We start from the raw sequence: 12,224 nt of genomic DNA on the forward strand, positions 1-12,224 counted from the left end.
GATCACCTGCGCGTCGGCACGTGGATGGTCACGCCGTCTTTCGTCATCGCGGAGTACTCGCGGAACCGGCGAGGCTGCGGAGCCGGCGCCCGACGCCGCTGACGGCCCTTGGGCGGCCCCTCGCGAAGGCTGGCCGAATGCGTGTACGCCCTCGGCTCGTACCGCGGCTCACTGACCGACGCCGCGGCCGGGGCCGGCCGGCGGGAGTGACGGGCCTTCCGGGCTTCTGCCGAGGTGCTGCGGGTCCCTGAGCCGCTTGCCGACGCGACGTTGGCGGCCGAGACGGAGATCGTACGGCGACCTTCGCCCTTGGACTGGGATCGTGCGCGGGCGAGGTTCAGGGCCGAGGTGCTCCGGGTGGGTCCGCTCACGCCCGCTGCCCGCACGGCCCCACCTTCAGCGCCCGCCTGCTGTCCACCTGGCCCGGATCCACCTGGGGCTCCAGTCCCATCCGCCTTCCGCCGCTCAGGCCCGGCCGTGAGCTCATATGGCGAACTGGCAGCAGCTCCCCGCCCCAACGAACCAACGACAGGAGCCTGGCGGTACACGCGAACCGATGTCACGCGTTGAGTGGCGCTCTCTCCAGTGCGTACGCGGTCCCGACCCCGCTCGGCCGGAACCGGCGCGGCACCACGGCTGCCCAACGCACCCATGACTCGCCTGACAGCTGTCATGGCACCACGTCGGGCAAGCCCACCGAGCATGATGCTTCCAGCACCCGGACGCATCATTGTGGTGAGACTGTCCAACAGCCGGCGCAGCTTGAATCCAACGATCAGAACAGCAATCGCCAGACCGGTGACAGGAAGCCAGCCAAGCGACCCGCTCAACGTGAAGACCGCAGTGACCAAGGTCAGCGCGGTGCCGAACACGAGCATCGCGAGAAATGACTGCAGCACGAGACCGACGAGTGCTTCGAACCAGTTCAAACCCCACTGGCGAGGTCTGCCTGGAATGATCCACAGACACGCAAAGAAGACACCGACGACAAGTAGGAGCAAAGCACCGATAAACGCCATCAACGCCGTGAATGCCAGGCCTATGTTGAGGAAACCGAACAGAGTGGCCGCGATGGCAGCGAGCATGACGACTGCCGTGCGGCCGAACGGGTTGTCTCCCTTGACCCATTTGGCAGTGGGCGAGTCTTCACCTCCCTCGGCGGGGATGACGACCTTGTTGATGTATTCACGTCTGTCAGCGGGGTTGCTGCCGACGTCCAGCATCCCCTTGCCGTATCGCTCACAGGCGGCGATCGAACCGAACTCGGCGATGCACCACGGTGTAACAGCAAACCCGCGCCAACTTGCATCCGCTGACTTCCTCAGCAGAGTGTCTCTCGGCGTACCGGCGAAACCTGGCTCCGGCCATGGGATCGGGGTTTGCATCGTCGGCCCCAACGCATCGGAGGAGGCGGTCATAACTGCCCCGGCGCCCAACTGGCGGGCTCCATCGACCCCACGGAGCCAGGTCGCAGGAGCAAGCGCAAAGCTGATGCTGAGAATGCCTGCGACGAAGACCCACACCAGTTGGCCCATGGCACTTCCAGTGGCCCGTCGCTGGGTGTAGGCAGCGACCGCACCGAACGCGAGGGCTGACGGAAGTAGCCAACCAACCAACTGGTTCCCGGTCGCGCCAATGACGGCCGAGGTCGCGTCGGTCAGCGGCTTGACATCAGTGAACGAGAACAGCCACCAACCTACCGAGATCGCGGCTCGCGTGAGCGCGACGATGTACATCATCACGAGATACGCGTAGCCGTTGAAGATCATGTTGAACGAGTCCGAGATCCCGGTGTCGAAATCCAGGCCGTAGACCATCGGGCTGTACTGCTCGAACAACGTGCGCGTATCGCCGTGCGTCAGGTCCGGGGTCGGGAGGAGGTCGGCGAAGCCTGTCGGGTTGGTGGGCCCCTGGTTGGGGTCCGCGGCCAGGGCTACCTGGCTCATGAGGATCGTCGAGATCGCCAGGACGGTGAGCGCCGTTCGGGTTCGGCGCCGCCATCTCATGCGACGTGCTCCTTGTTGCCGGGGGGTTTGGGTTGGGTTTGTTCGCCTCCGGCTTCGCCGTAGGCGGGGTACATGGCTTCGTTGTAGGCGGCTTCGTCGGCTTCTTGGTCGTAGACCTCGTCGGGGCCGATGGGGGACTCGTAGCGGAGGGGGTGGGTGTGGTCTTGGCCGTTGGGGGTTGGGGGGTGGCCGTTCTGTTGTGCCACCGCGGGGGCCGGCTCGGCAGGCGTTGGGTCGGGCGCAGGCTGGGAGTTGTGCTGCGTCGGGATCGGCTGCGTTGGCTCGGTGTACGTCGGGTTGGGCTGGGTTGCCCCGTTGGGCGATGGCTCGGCGTAGGCCGGCTGGGCTTGGGTCGAGCCGTTGGGTGTTGGCTCGGCGTAAGCCGGCGCGGGGTGCGTCGAGCCAGGGTGCGCGGGCTCGGGGTGTTGGGTGGTGTGGGCCTCGGCTTGGGCGGTGGCGGTGGCGGCGGGTTGGGGGGTTTCTTCCTCGTCGTCGGCGAAGGGGTCTGCTTCGACGGGCGGGAGGATGGGTTGGGTGGGTTCGGTGGCGTGCTCGGACTCCGGGGTGGTGCGGAGGAGGGCGGCCACCTGCTGGCTGGGGATGTCGATCTGGACGGTGGCGACCTCGTCCCAGCGGTCGCGCATGATGCAGTGGCCGTGGCGGATGCTCTTGCCGTTGGCGGCGGTGTTGATGCCGCGGACGAGCGTCTGGTACGGCGGGGTCTGCGGCCGGCCGAGCAGTTCGAGCAAGGAATCGACCTGCTCGCGCGAGCGCAGGCTGAACGCGAACAGCGTGGTGATCTGCTCGACCAGACCCGGCAGCTTCAGGATCGACGCCGGGTCCTGGGTGTCGAGGACCAGGGAGGCGCCGAGCGCACGGCCGACACGCGCGATGTAGTCGAGGAAGGACGCGCCGTCCGGGGTCTTCGTGAGCAGGTGGACCTCAGGCACGATGACGACCTTGGAGCGGCCACGGAACTCGCGGCGTCCCGTCGTACGAACCATCCAGGCGAGGCAGCCGCGCAGGCAGGCCATGCCGACACGTTCGATCGGCGACCAGGACTCCGGCGCCGACTCGGGTGAGGGCAGCGTCAGGCCAGGCATCTGGACGACCCACAGGCCCGGGTTCGTGGTCAGCGACGACAGGCCGGACGGCGGGCCGGCGACGACCGAGCCAAGACCGGTCTCGACCAGGTCGCGCAGGGCGAAACCGACCGTACGCGTGGTCTCGGAGTCCGACTGGCACAGCCGCTGGATCACGCCCCACGAGGACGGGTCGGGCGACTGGATCTCGGCCCGGGTCGCGGCGACGACGGGAGCTTCGGCCGCACCACGCAGGTGCGGCGGAAGCAGCAGCATCAGCTGCGAAGGCGCCTGCAGCAACGCGTCGTCGACCGGCAGCACGCGCAGCAGGTCGGCAGCGCCGGAGAACTGTGCGGTGATCTCGATGACAGCCGTCGGTACGCCGTACTCCGCAGCGACCGCGGACACGCCGGCCGCGTCACCCTTCAGGTCGAGCAGCGGCACCCACGCGCCGGCGAACGCCGAATCCAGACCACCAAGCATCGCGGCCGTCGTCTTGCCTCGACCGGAACGGCCCAGGAACAAGGTCGTCGTCGCGTCACCCAGAGCCGAACCGGCCGCCGCATCGAAACGCACCAGACCAGGCGTCGACCCGGTCAGGTAGCCGATGGCCGGACCGGTCGCGTCACCGATCGACGCGCCACCCCAGAACCACGAGCCGAAGAACGCGGTCGACTCCCGGACATGACCGAGGTCGGGGACGCGCAACTGGTCACCTGGCAAGGATTCCAGCCACAGGTCGCGCTGCTCGTCCGCGCCGACGGCGACGGTGATGCCGCGGTCGGCGTAGTGCGCGATGACGGCGTCGACGTACGCCTCCAGGTCCTCGCGGGTGTCCGCGCTGACCAGGAGACGGGGGTGGTCCTCGACAAGGGTCAGGCCGCTGCGGTTGATGTCGCGCTTGACCTCGCGCATGACGCGCTCGGTCTCCACGATCTCGTCAGCGGTCTCCTCCGCGGTGCCCTTGGCTGCGGACCTACGTTGTTCCTTGGCGCTCTTGCGGGTCTCGTCGACCAGGTGCCGAGCGGTCTTCTTGGTCAGCACCCGGAACCGGACCGACGCCTCGACGGTGACGTCGATCTCGTCGCCGTCGTCGTCGATCGCCTTGATCTCCGACAGCGTCCGCAGCCACTCCCCCGCACCCGGTGTCTCGAGCTCCTCGGGGAAGTCGGTCATCGCGAGCACGGTCGTGTACGCCGCGATCTGGCCACGGGTGTCGTAGATGCGCAGGTGGTCGGTGTACGGCACGACCCGACCGGACGTGAGCCGGGCCAGCGACGCACCGGTGATGAGGCCGCGGCGCGGGGCCGCGACAGCGCCGCGGTGCATCTCGCGGCTGATCAGCCAGGAGATCACCTCGGCCGGCGCCGTGTGCGCTCGCCAGACGGTGGAGCCGAGTTGGCGAGCGAGCTTGCGCACCCGCTCGTCGAGGTGGGCGAGCTCACGGGCGCTCACGCGCCAGGACGTCGTACCGAGGGCGTCGCTGATCGAGCCGCGGACCTGGGCGGTGGCGCGCGGGTCGCGGTCGGACAGGTGGACGCCGAGGGCGACGTACCGCTCCGGCATCCGCATCTCGTCGATGCGGTCGGCCCTGGTCTGTGCCCAGGACTCGTGGTCGCCGAGCCGGTAATGGCCGGTCACGCTGTCGATGTAGTCCTGGCCGGTGGACCGGCCCCACACGACCTTCAAGTGGCTGAGCCGGTCGCCGAGGATGGTCGCGGCGGCGCTCACCGCGGCGTCGAGGGCCGCGTCCTGCTCGGCCTCGGTGGCGAGGTCGGTGTTGGCCACCGAGATCAGGAACCACGCCTCGGCGCTGCGTTCGGTGACGAGCAGGCCGTCCGCGATGGCGACCAGCCGGGGCGGCGGCAGGCCGCGCTCACGACCGACCCCCACCAGGTTCAGGAGCTTGTCAGCGATCTTCATCCGTGCACCTTCCCAGACGACGTCCTGCGACTGACCCGCTGCACGTGGTCCGCCCCAAGCAGGCGGGCCCGCTGGTTCACAGTGATGTCCGCGCCGGCGCGGACTCTCGGATCCAGCTCCACCACGACCTCGCGTTCCCACTCCGGGGTCACCCTGGCCTTGGCCAGGTTGGCCACCTTCTGGGTCGCGACGCGCTCACGCCATGGCAAGTACTCCGTCTTGTCGGCGGCCCGGGCGCCGAGTCCGATGATCGGGCGGTGGGCGCGCAACGCGTAGCGGACGGCCAGCGCCCACTCGGTCACGCGGCGGCGGCGTTCGTGGAACTTACCGGGTCGCCAGCCGAACGCGGTGATCACGAACGGCGGGACGATGTAAAGGCTGACGGTGGTCTTCTGCGGCACCCCGATGAACGGGATCAGCAGCGCGACCCAGAGCACGATGATGACCGCTCCGAAGATGATCATCCGGCGCCGGGCGCCTTCTCCGAGGTCGATGCCGAGCAGGTCGTACTGCCTGGTCTCGATCTCGAAGTGGTGGGTCAGGGTACGGCCGACGCGCATCAATTACCTCCGGACAGCAATCCCCAGAAGCCCTTGAGCACGTTGATGGTCTGGTTGTTGGCGTAGATCAGCCCACCGACCAGCACCCCGGCCGCGATATGGCCGAACAGCTCGCCCCACTCGCGCTTGAAGTAGTGCCCGATGGCACGCAGCACGAGGATGGCGATGAAGATGTTCCCCGCGATGACCAGGACCCAGTCCTTGAAGTCCGCGCCCGTCGGGACGTTGCTGTCGACCAGTGGCGCGGCGAGCTGAACCACGCTCGCAGCAAGTTCGTGCGTCATCATTGCGGTGTCTCCCTTGTTGCCTCGGTCATCCGACGGCGGGTCGCTGGTGTCATCCGACGGCAGCCACTTGCCATCGCTGTGCTCCGTCCGTGGCGACTGTCCGCCGCAGCGTGAGCGTGTAGGTCTGGTCCAGGGTGATCTCCCCCGCCCCGTCCCAGGTGACGGCCGCGGTCGCCCGCCGCTCGTCGTCGTTGCCGGTGTAGACCTGCCAGTCCTTCAGCTCGCCGAACTTCACCGAGCCGTTCAGGCTGCGGATCGTCGAGCCCGGCGCGGTCACCGCCGACACCTTGTTGTCGGACTCCGCGTACGCGCTGAAGAAGGCCTCCGCGTCCTTCAGCGTCGCCGCGGTCAGATCGTCGTCCGCGATGCCGGCCTCCGGCATGTTCTCCGGCAGCGCGGCCCGCTCGTCCGGCACGAACGTCGGCGGCCCGCTGGCCACCACGCGCGACGCCGTCCGGGCGACCGGGACGGACAGCCGCTCCCACGAGTACGGACCGGCAACCCAGGCCTGCCCGCGCTTGGTGAACGACCGAACCTCTACGCGTACGTCGACCACCGCCGTGACGCCGGCGGAGTCGACCTTCACCTCTCCCGGGTACGCCGTGTCGGCGGTCTGCTTCCCGCGACCGTTCCACCCGGCCCGGGTATCCAGGCCGGCCGCCAGGTCGAGGGCGATCAGGTTCGGACGGGCGTCCGGGTTCGCCTCGTCCCAGTTCAGGTAGGAAACGGCGTACCTGGTCGCGACCGCACGGGCCTCGTCGACCGGGAAGCTGTTCTGATTGCTGACGACGGTCTCCGGCGCGCGGTTCGGCGCGACCCAGGAGCGGATTCCGCTGATCGCGGCGAGCAGCAGCACGACGACCACCAGGCCGCGGAAGAACCGCCGTGCCCAGGTGGAGAACGACGACTCGGGCTCGGTCGACCACGGCGGCTGCCCGTGATCGAACGGCTCCCGGACCGGAGCGGGCGCGGGGTGCGCACCATGAGGCGAACGCTGTTTCAAACGTTCGGGTGTGCGATGCGCGCTGTCCGGCGTGCGACCGGACGGGCGGCGCGGCGGAGCCATCACTCCGCCGGTCGGCGGATGCGGCTGCGGAGCCGAGTACTGCGCGGCTACGCCCTGTGCCTGGCGAGGGGTGGGTGACACCGGGCCATCCGGGTGGTCCCACCACTCCGGCGCGGTGCTCGACGGGCGACTCTTGCCCGGCTTCTTCGTGCGGCGCTGGTCCGACCAGTGCTCACCTTTTGGCGGCAGGTTCAGCAACGTTCGCCACCAACTCATCGCTACCCGCCCCTCAGACAGCAGTTACGCGGACAGTAGCCGGGACAATACGGCAAGCAACTGCCCTCCGGGAGGCCTGAGACCAGGATCCGGATGCTCCATCGCTCCCCGCAGCCATACTGTTACCCCGCTCGCGGGCAGTGTCACCCTCAATGGGCAAGAGTGACACCTTCGGTACCGTCGTCATAGCTCCTCTCTCATGCCCGATCCGGTCGATCGGGCAGCGCACACCATGCCACACGCGGCGGACAGGTTCGAAGATCCGTGCGAACAACATGGTAAAGAATGCATCAACTGATCACGCATAGTAACCGATTGATGCGTCCAGCCTGTGGAAAACTCTCCCGTGGCGAGGGGTCAAAACCGCGGTGCGGGCATAGGGTCTCAGTAACCCTGCTACCCCCTGGAGGACCAGGATGGAAACTCGCCGACTGGGCAGACTCGGCCACGAGAGCTCGGTACTGATCTACGGCGCCGCGTCGCTCGGCGGGGTCGACCAGGATCGGGCCGACGCCTCGATCCAGGAGGCCCTCGACGCCGGCATCAACCACTTCGACGTCGCCGCCGACTACGGCGACGCGGAGATCCGGCTCGGTCCGCGGATGCCGGAGATCCGGGACCGGATCTTCCTCGCGACCAAGACCGGCCGCCGTACCTACGAAGAAGCCTGGGCCGAGATCAACCGTTCGCTCGAGCGGCTCCGGACCGACCATGTCGACCTGATCCAGATGCACGCCGTCTGCGACCTGGAGAACCTCGATCTCGTCACCGGCAAAGGCGGATCGCTCGAAGCCGCGATCCGTGCCAAGGAAGAAGGACTGGTCCGGGCAATCGGAATCACCGGGCACACCGCGCAGGCGCCGGCCGTGCACACCGAGGGGCTCCGCCGGTTCGACTTCGACAGTGTGCTGACCCCGCTCAACTACCGGCTGTCGACGGATCCGCAGTACGCCGCCGACTACGCAGCCCTGGTGGACGCGGTGAAGGCGTCCGACGCGGCCCTGATGACGATCAAGATGATTGCCCGGCGCAACTGGCAGGAAGGCGAGGAGAAGACGTACGACACCTGGTACCGGCCGTTCGACGAGCAGCGCTACATCACCGCGGCGACCGCGTGGCTGCTGAACGGGCACCCGGAGATCACCGGCCTGGCCACCGCCGGCGAGACCCGGTTGCTGCAGCAGATGGTGATCGCCGAGCGCGAGCGGGCCGATCTGACCCCGGAGGACGCCGCGTCGATCCTCGGCGAGGTGCAGGACTACTCGTCACCCTTCGTGGACATGCCGATCTGACCTCGACGTGTGCCAGGTCACACTCGCCGATCCGCATTCCGGTCAGGGTCAAGCGCTTGTACGGCGGACCCGCGAGCCGGGCGGGAACACCGGCGGCCGGCCTGGTGTTGTAGAGGCTGTATTCGTCTAACTTCGGAGGTCGTAGTGGCAACGGTCGAGCTGTCCCAGGAGAACTTCAACGAGGTCGTCAGTGGCGAGGGCCTCGTGCTGGTGGACTTCTGGGCGGAGTGGTGCGGCCCGTGCAAGATGTTCGGACCGGTGTTCGAGAAGTCGTCCGAGACGCACTCGGACATCACTTTCGGCAAGGTCGACACCGAGGCGCAGGTCGAGCTCGCCCAGGCGTTCCAGATCCGCTCGATCCCGACCCTGATGGCGGTCCGTGACGGCGTGGTCCTGTACTCGCAGCCCGGCGCCCTCCCGGCCGCGGCTCTCGAGGACCTGATCGGCCAGCTCCGCGCGGTCGACATGGAAGAGGTCCGCGCCCAGATCGCCGCCCACGAAGCCGAGCACGGCACCGAGCCGCACACGCACTGACCGCACGTGCCCGAACGAATCCGGATGCTCACACGGTGAGCATCCGGATTTCGTCTGCCACCCGGTGCCGGGCCGTTCCAGGCTCGATCTGAGGACTTGCCTCGATCGCTGACCGCAGGTTGGCGCGCTCGGCCGGCGACAGCCGGCTCCACTGGTCCCGAACCAGCCTCAGCGCGTGGTACTGCTCGTTCCCACTCGAGGATCGGCTGACCGCCTCCAGCAGCACCGCAGCGTCCACCAAGGACGGATCGCCCTCCATCAGGCCGAGCGCCAGCACGCGCACGACCGGCGTGCCTTCGGTGAACATCGCCTTCACCTCGTCCTTGTCGAACTTCTCCACCCGGGCGGCGCCGGCCACGCGGTCGACGATCCGGTCCAGGACCATCCCCCGGACGTCCTTGAGCTCCGGTCCGCGCAACTCGGTGTACACGGTGGCATAGGCGTCGAGTTCGCGGCCGAGGCCGAGCCGCTGCAGCGTCTGGGCCGCACCCCGGGCGCTCCCGGCGATCTGCCGGACCAGCTGCACCTCGAACTGGCCGAGCCGCTGCGTCCGGATCCGATCGACGACGGTCGGCATGATCAGCAACAGCAGGCCCGCGACGAGTACGGCGAACAGGCTGGTCCGATCGACGTCCGCGAAGAGCGCGACGATGCTCGTGACCAGCAACGCCGCCCCCGCGAGCAAACAGGCAGCACGGGCGGCTACATCAAGCGTGCTCGGTGCTTGATCGAGCCAGCTGCTCTTCCGCTGCCGTTCGGTCGGAGGCCGCGGCTGGAACTGCGGTGGAGCGCCGCGAGCCGTGGCCGGCGGGCCGTCGTACGTGTCTGGCATCCCCCGGCCTTCCCTGATTTGGTGCGGTTGAGTCCGATGGTGCGCCCAGGGCGGACGTTCGGCAACGTTGGAGGTCAGTCGTCCCGTGAACTGAGGATGCAGAACTCGTTGCCTTCGGGGTCGGTCAGGACGGTGAAGCCGGCGTCGGCGGGTTGACCGACGTCGGTGCGGTGGGCGCCCAGGGCTTCCAGCCGGGCGATTTCCGCGTCGCGGTCTTGGGTGGTGTGCGGGGCGAGGTCCAGGTGGAGGCGGTTCTTGAGGGTTTTGCCTTCGGGGACCGGGACGAAGGTCATGCCCGGGCCGATCCGCTCCCAAGGGGTGTCGCGCACGACTTGCTCGTCGACCCAGCCGGGGACGTTCACGCACTCCTCGTCGGTCTCGTAGATCGTCTTCCAGCCGAGTGCCTCGGCCCACCAGGCGGCCTGCTTGCGCACGTCGTGGCAGTCGATGACAAGGGTGTACCAGCGCAGCACCATGAAGACGGTCCTCCTCGCAGGGTCAAGGAGGCCACCCTGTCATCAGCCGCCGACAAAACGGCGGGAGCGGGCCCTGGGCAGGAGATCTTTCGCCAGGGCCCGCTCCGGGGGCTGACCGGTGCGGCGGAGGTGAGCCGTTGAGGCGCAGGGCGGGTGAGGCAGAAACCGCCCGGGAGGGCCACCTTGCGGAGGCCGCACGACGTGTGGGTCAGCGCCGGGTGGAGGGACCACGTCGTTGGGGTCCCTCCCGTTGCCGTCAGCGGAGCGGGTCGAACGGAGCCAACTCGCTCGGAGTACGGCCGGTGGTGATGGTCTCGGCCAGCAACTGTCCGGTGATGGGTCCGAGGGTGATACCCCACATACCGTGACCGCCGGCGGCGAACACACGCGGCGACGCGGTCGCGCCGATCAGCGGGAGACCGTCCGGGGTACAGGGCCGCGGTCCGACCCACTCGAAGCTCCGGGCGTCCAGGTCGGCGTCGCGCAGCAGCGGCCGGGCCGCCTCGACGATCGCGTCGATCCGGCGCGGATCGAGCTTCGCGTCGGGCTTGCGGAACTCCATCATCCCGGCGACCCGCAGCCGGTCACCGAGGGGCGTGCAGGCGATCCGCTGCGCCGGGAAGTACACCGGGCCGGCCGGCACGTGCGCGATCGGCACGCTGAAGCTGTACCCACGCCCGGCCTGGACGACGCTCTTCACGCCGAACTGCCGGGACAGGTCGCCGAGCCACGCGCCGGTCGCCATCACCACGGCGTCGAACGGGTCGGTCTCGCCGTCGCCGGTGACGAGGCGGACGCCGCGGATCTCGTCGACGATGTCCTTCACGACGACCCCGCTGATGATCTGCCCGCCCCGGGCGGTCACCGAGTCGGCCAGCATCTGCACGTACTGGCCCGGGTTGATGAACCGCTGCCCGTGCAACCGGATCGCGGCCCCGATCTCGTCCGACAGCGAGGGCTCGATCTCACGGGCGTCGTCACCGCTGATCGCCTCGAACTCGATGCCCTGGCCGGCCGCGTGGATGTGCTCGATCTCCTCGAGCAGCACGCTGCGCTCGGCCTCGGTGCGGTACGCGGCCAGGAACGACTTGGCCTCGTACGTCTGCGCCTCGACGCCGGCCTTGGCCAGGAAGTCGAACGCGGGCAGGGCCTGACGGTTGATCGGGACCAGCGACTCCATCGCGGTCTTCCAGCGTCCGGCGGTGCTGTTGCGAGCGAAGCGGGTGAGGAATTTGAGGAGCCGCGGGCTCGCGGTCGGCGGAACGTACACCGGTGACGAGGGGCTCAGCACCGCACGGACGCCGTACTTGAGGACTGCCGGCTCCGGCAGCGGGGTGGCCAGGCCGGGCGTCAGCCAGCCTGCATTACCCCAGGACGCGCCCGCGGCGACGCCTTCGCGATCGAGCACGGTGACCTCGACGCCGGCTTCCTGGAGGAACCAGGCGGTGGCGAGTCCGACCATGCCCGCGCCGACGACAGCGACGCGATCGGGAACGATGTGTGTGGAACCAACAGCGGCCATGTATCGATGGTGCGGCCGCCGCGCACGGCTGTCATGGTGCGATCACACCACTGAAGAGACAAATCACTGTGCTCAGAGCACAATAACCTGCATGATCACCGCGCCTGACCTGATCGTCGCCGTCGGCCCCGCCCTGTTCGAAGTGGTGGTGACCGGCAAGGGCGACGGAGAGGTCCGTGACGTCTTCCTCGCCGACCCGCAGGAGCCCGCGACCGGCCAGCCTGGCGACCTGGTGCTGGGGCTGGGCCTCCGCGACGCGGAGGATGCGGTTGAGCTGGTCGAGCGCTGCGCGGCCGGCAACGCCTCAGGCGTCGTTCTGCGTACGACGCTCGCCCACGAGCCCACCGTGGTCGCGGCCGCCGAGCGGTGGCTGCTCACGCTCGTGGCGCTGCAGCCAAGCGTCACGTGGGCCCACGTGGTCTGGCTGC

Annotated in this window: 10 protein-coding genes and 1 pseudogene; 3 read left to right on the top strand and 8 right to left on the bottom strand. The window is 68.6% G+C overall.

Translation table 11 applies throughout. The features are described 5' to 3' along the window. Window positions 1–2 precede the first annotated feature (2 nt). Genes ACWCOV_RS22310 through ACWCOV_RS22330 form a run of 5 tightly spaced genes read right to left on the bottom strand, consistent with a single transcriptional unit; the run spans window position 3 to window position 7,140 of the window. Window positions 3–2,006: a hypothetical protein gene (locus ACWCOV_RS22310; protein WP_449831206.1), complete on the bottom strand. Its 2,004-nt coding sequence runs from the start codon at window positions 2,004–2,006 to the stop codon at window positions 3–5. After that, a complete protein-coding gene (locus ACWCOV_RS22315) occupies window positions 2,003–5,011 on the bottom strand; it encodes an ATP-binding protein (protein ID WP_449831207.1) in 3,009 nt (1,002 codons plus the stop codon). The genes ACWCOV_RS22310 and ACWCOV_RS22315 overlap by 4 nt, the downstream gene beginning before the upstream one ends. Then, window positions 5,008–5,571, bottom strand: coding sequence for a hypothetical protein (locus ACWCOV_RS22320; RefSeq protein WP_449831208.1), 564 nt, complete (start codon window positions 5,569–5,571; stop codon window positions 5,008–5,010). Before ACWCOV_RS22320 ends, ACWCOV_RS22315 begins: the two co-directional genes overlap by 4 nt. Beyond that, a complete protein-coding gene (locus tag ACWCOV_RS22325; RefSeq protein WP_393150258.1) occupies window positions 5,571–5,855 on the bottom strand; it encodes a hypothetical protein in 285 nt (94 codons plus the stop codon). Before ACWCOV_RS22325 ends, ACWCOV_RS22320 begins: the two co-directional genes overlap by 1 nt. A 52-nt stretch (window positions 5,856–5,907) precedes the next feature. After that, the gene (locus ACWCOV_RS22330) at window positions 5,908–7,140 is read right to left on the bottom strand and encodes a conjugal transfer protein (RefSeq protein WP_449831209.1); all 1,233 of its coding nucleotides are present in this window, start codon (window positions 7,138–7,140) and stop codon (window positions 5,908–5,910) included. A 416-nt stretch (window positions 7,141–7,556) separates the two neighbouring features. Here ACWCOV_RS22330 and ACWCOV_RS22335 point away from each other — a divergent pair, with 416 nt between their 5' ends. Then, window positions 7,557–8,432 carry an aldo/keto reductase gene (locus ACWCOV_RS22335; RefSeq protein ID WP_449831210.1) on the top strand — a complete coding sequence of 292 codons (876 nt, stop codon included), beginning with the start codon at window positions 7,557–7,559 and terminating at the stop codon, window positions 8,430–8,432. A gap of 144 nt (window positions 8,433–8,576) precedes the next feature. Next, window positions 8,577–8,966: a thioredoxin gene (gene trxA / locus ACWCOV_RS22340; protein WP_449831211.1), complete on the top strand. Its 390-nt coding sequence runs from the start codon at window positions 8,577–8,579 to the stop codon at window positions 8,964–8,966. Window positions 8,967–8,994: 28 nt separating this feature from the next. Here trxA and ACWCOV_RS22345 read toward each other — a convergent pair whose 3' ends face one another. The 3 genes from ACWCOV_RS22345 to ACWCOV_RS22355 form a co-directional block, all read right to left on the bottom strand. Continuing rightward, the gene (locus ACWCOV_RS22345; RefSeq protein ID WP_449831212.1) at window positions 8,995–9,798 is read right to left on the bottom strand and encodes a hypothetical protein; all 804 of its coding nucleotides are present in this window, start codon (window positions 9,796–9,798) and stop codon (window positions 8,995–8,997) included. A gap of 74 nt (window positions 9,799–9,872) precedes the next feature. Then, window positions 9,873–10,274 (bottom strand): VOC family protein, encoded by a 402-nt coding sequence (locus ACWCOV_RS22350; protein ID WP_449831213.1) that lies wholly within the window; start codon window positions 10,272–10,274, stop codon window positions 9,873–9,875. 256 nt (window positions 10,275–10,530) lie between these two features. Then, window positions 10,531–11,796 carry an NAD(P)/FAD-dependent oxidoreductase gene (locus ACWCOV_RS22355; protein WP_449831214.1) on the bottom strand — a complete coding sequence of 422 codons (1,266 nt, stop codon included), beginning with the start codon at window positions 11,794–11,796 and terminating at the stop codon, window positions 10,531–10,533. A 91-nt stretch (window positions 11,797–11,887) separates the two neighbouring features. Between ACWCOV_RS22355 and ACWCOV_RS22360 the strand changes: the two are divergent. Then, window positions 11,888–12,224 (top strand): annotated as a pseudogene (locus ACWCOV_RS22360) (PucR family transcriptional regulator); the annotation flags it as partial.

Source organism: Kribbella sp. NPDC002412, assembly GCF_053592935.1.

Excerpts from the sequence above, each read along its gene's own strand:
- ACWCOV_RS22310 (WP_449831206.1), bottom strand. The coding sequence starts at position 2,006 with ATGAGATGGCGGCGCCGAACCCGAACGGCGCTCACCGTCCTGGCGATC.
- ACWCOV_RS22315 (WP_449831207.1), bottom strand. The coding sequence starts at position 5,011 with ATGAAGATCGCTGACAAGCTCCTGAACCTGGTGGGGGTCGGTCGTGAG.
- ACWCOV_RS22320 (WP_449831208.1), bottom strand. The coding sequence starts at position 5,571 with ATGCGCGTCGGCCGTACCCTGACCCACCACTTCGAGATCGAGACCAGG.
- ACWCOV_RS22325 (WP_393150258.1), bottom strand. The coding sequence starts at position 5,855 with ATGACGCACGAACTTGCTGCGAGCGTGGTTCAGCTCGCCGCGCCACTG.
- ACWCOV_RS22330 (WP_449831209.1), bottom strand. The coding sequence starts at position 7,140 with ATGAGTTGGTGGCGAACGTTGCTGAACCTGCCGCCAAAAGGTGAGCAC.
- ACWCOV_RS22335 (WP_449831210.1), top strand. The coding sequence starts at position 7,557 with ATGGAAACTCGCCGACTGGGCAGACTCGGCCACGAGAGCTCGGTACTG.
- ACWCOV_RS22345 (WP_449831212.1), bottom strand. The coding sequence starts at position 9,798 with ATGCCAGACACGTACGACGGCCCGCCGGCCACGGCTCGCGGCGCTCCA.
- ACWCOV_RS22350 (WP_449831213.1), bottom strand. The coding sequence starts at position 10,274 with ATGGTGCTGCGCTGGTACACCCTTGTCATCGACTGCCACGACGTGCGC.
- ACWCOV_RS22355 (WP_449831214.1), bottom strand. The coding sequence starts at position 11,796 with ATGGCCGCTGTTGGTTCCACACACATCGTTCCCGATCGCGTCGCTGTC.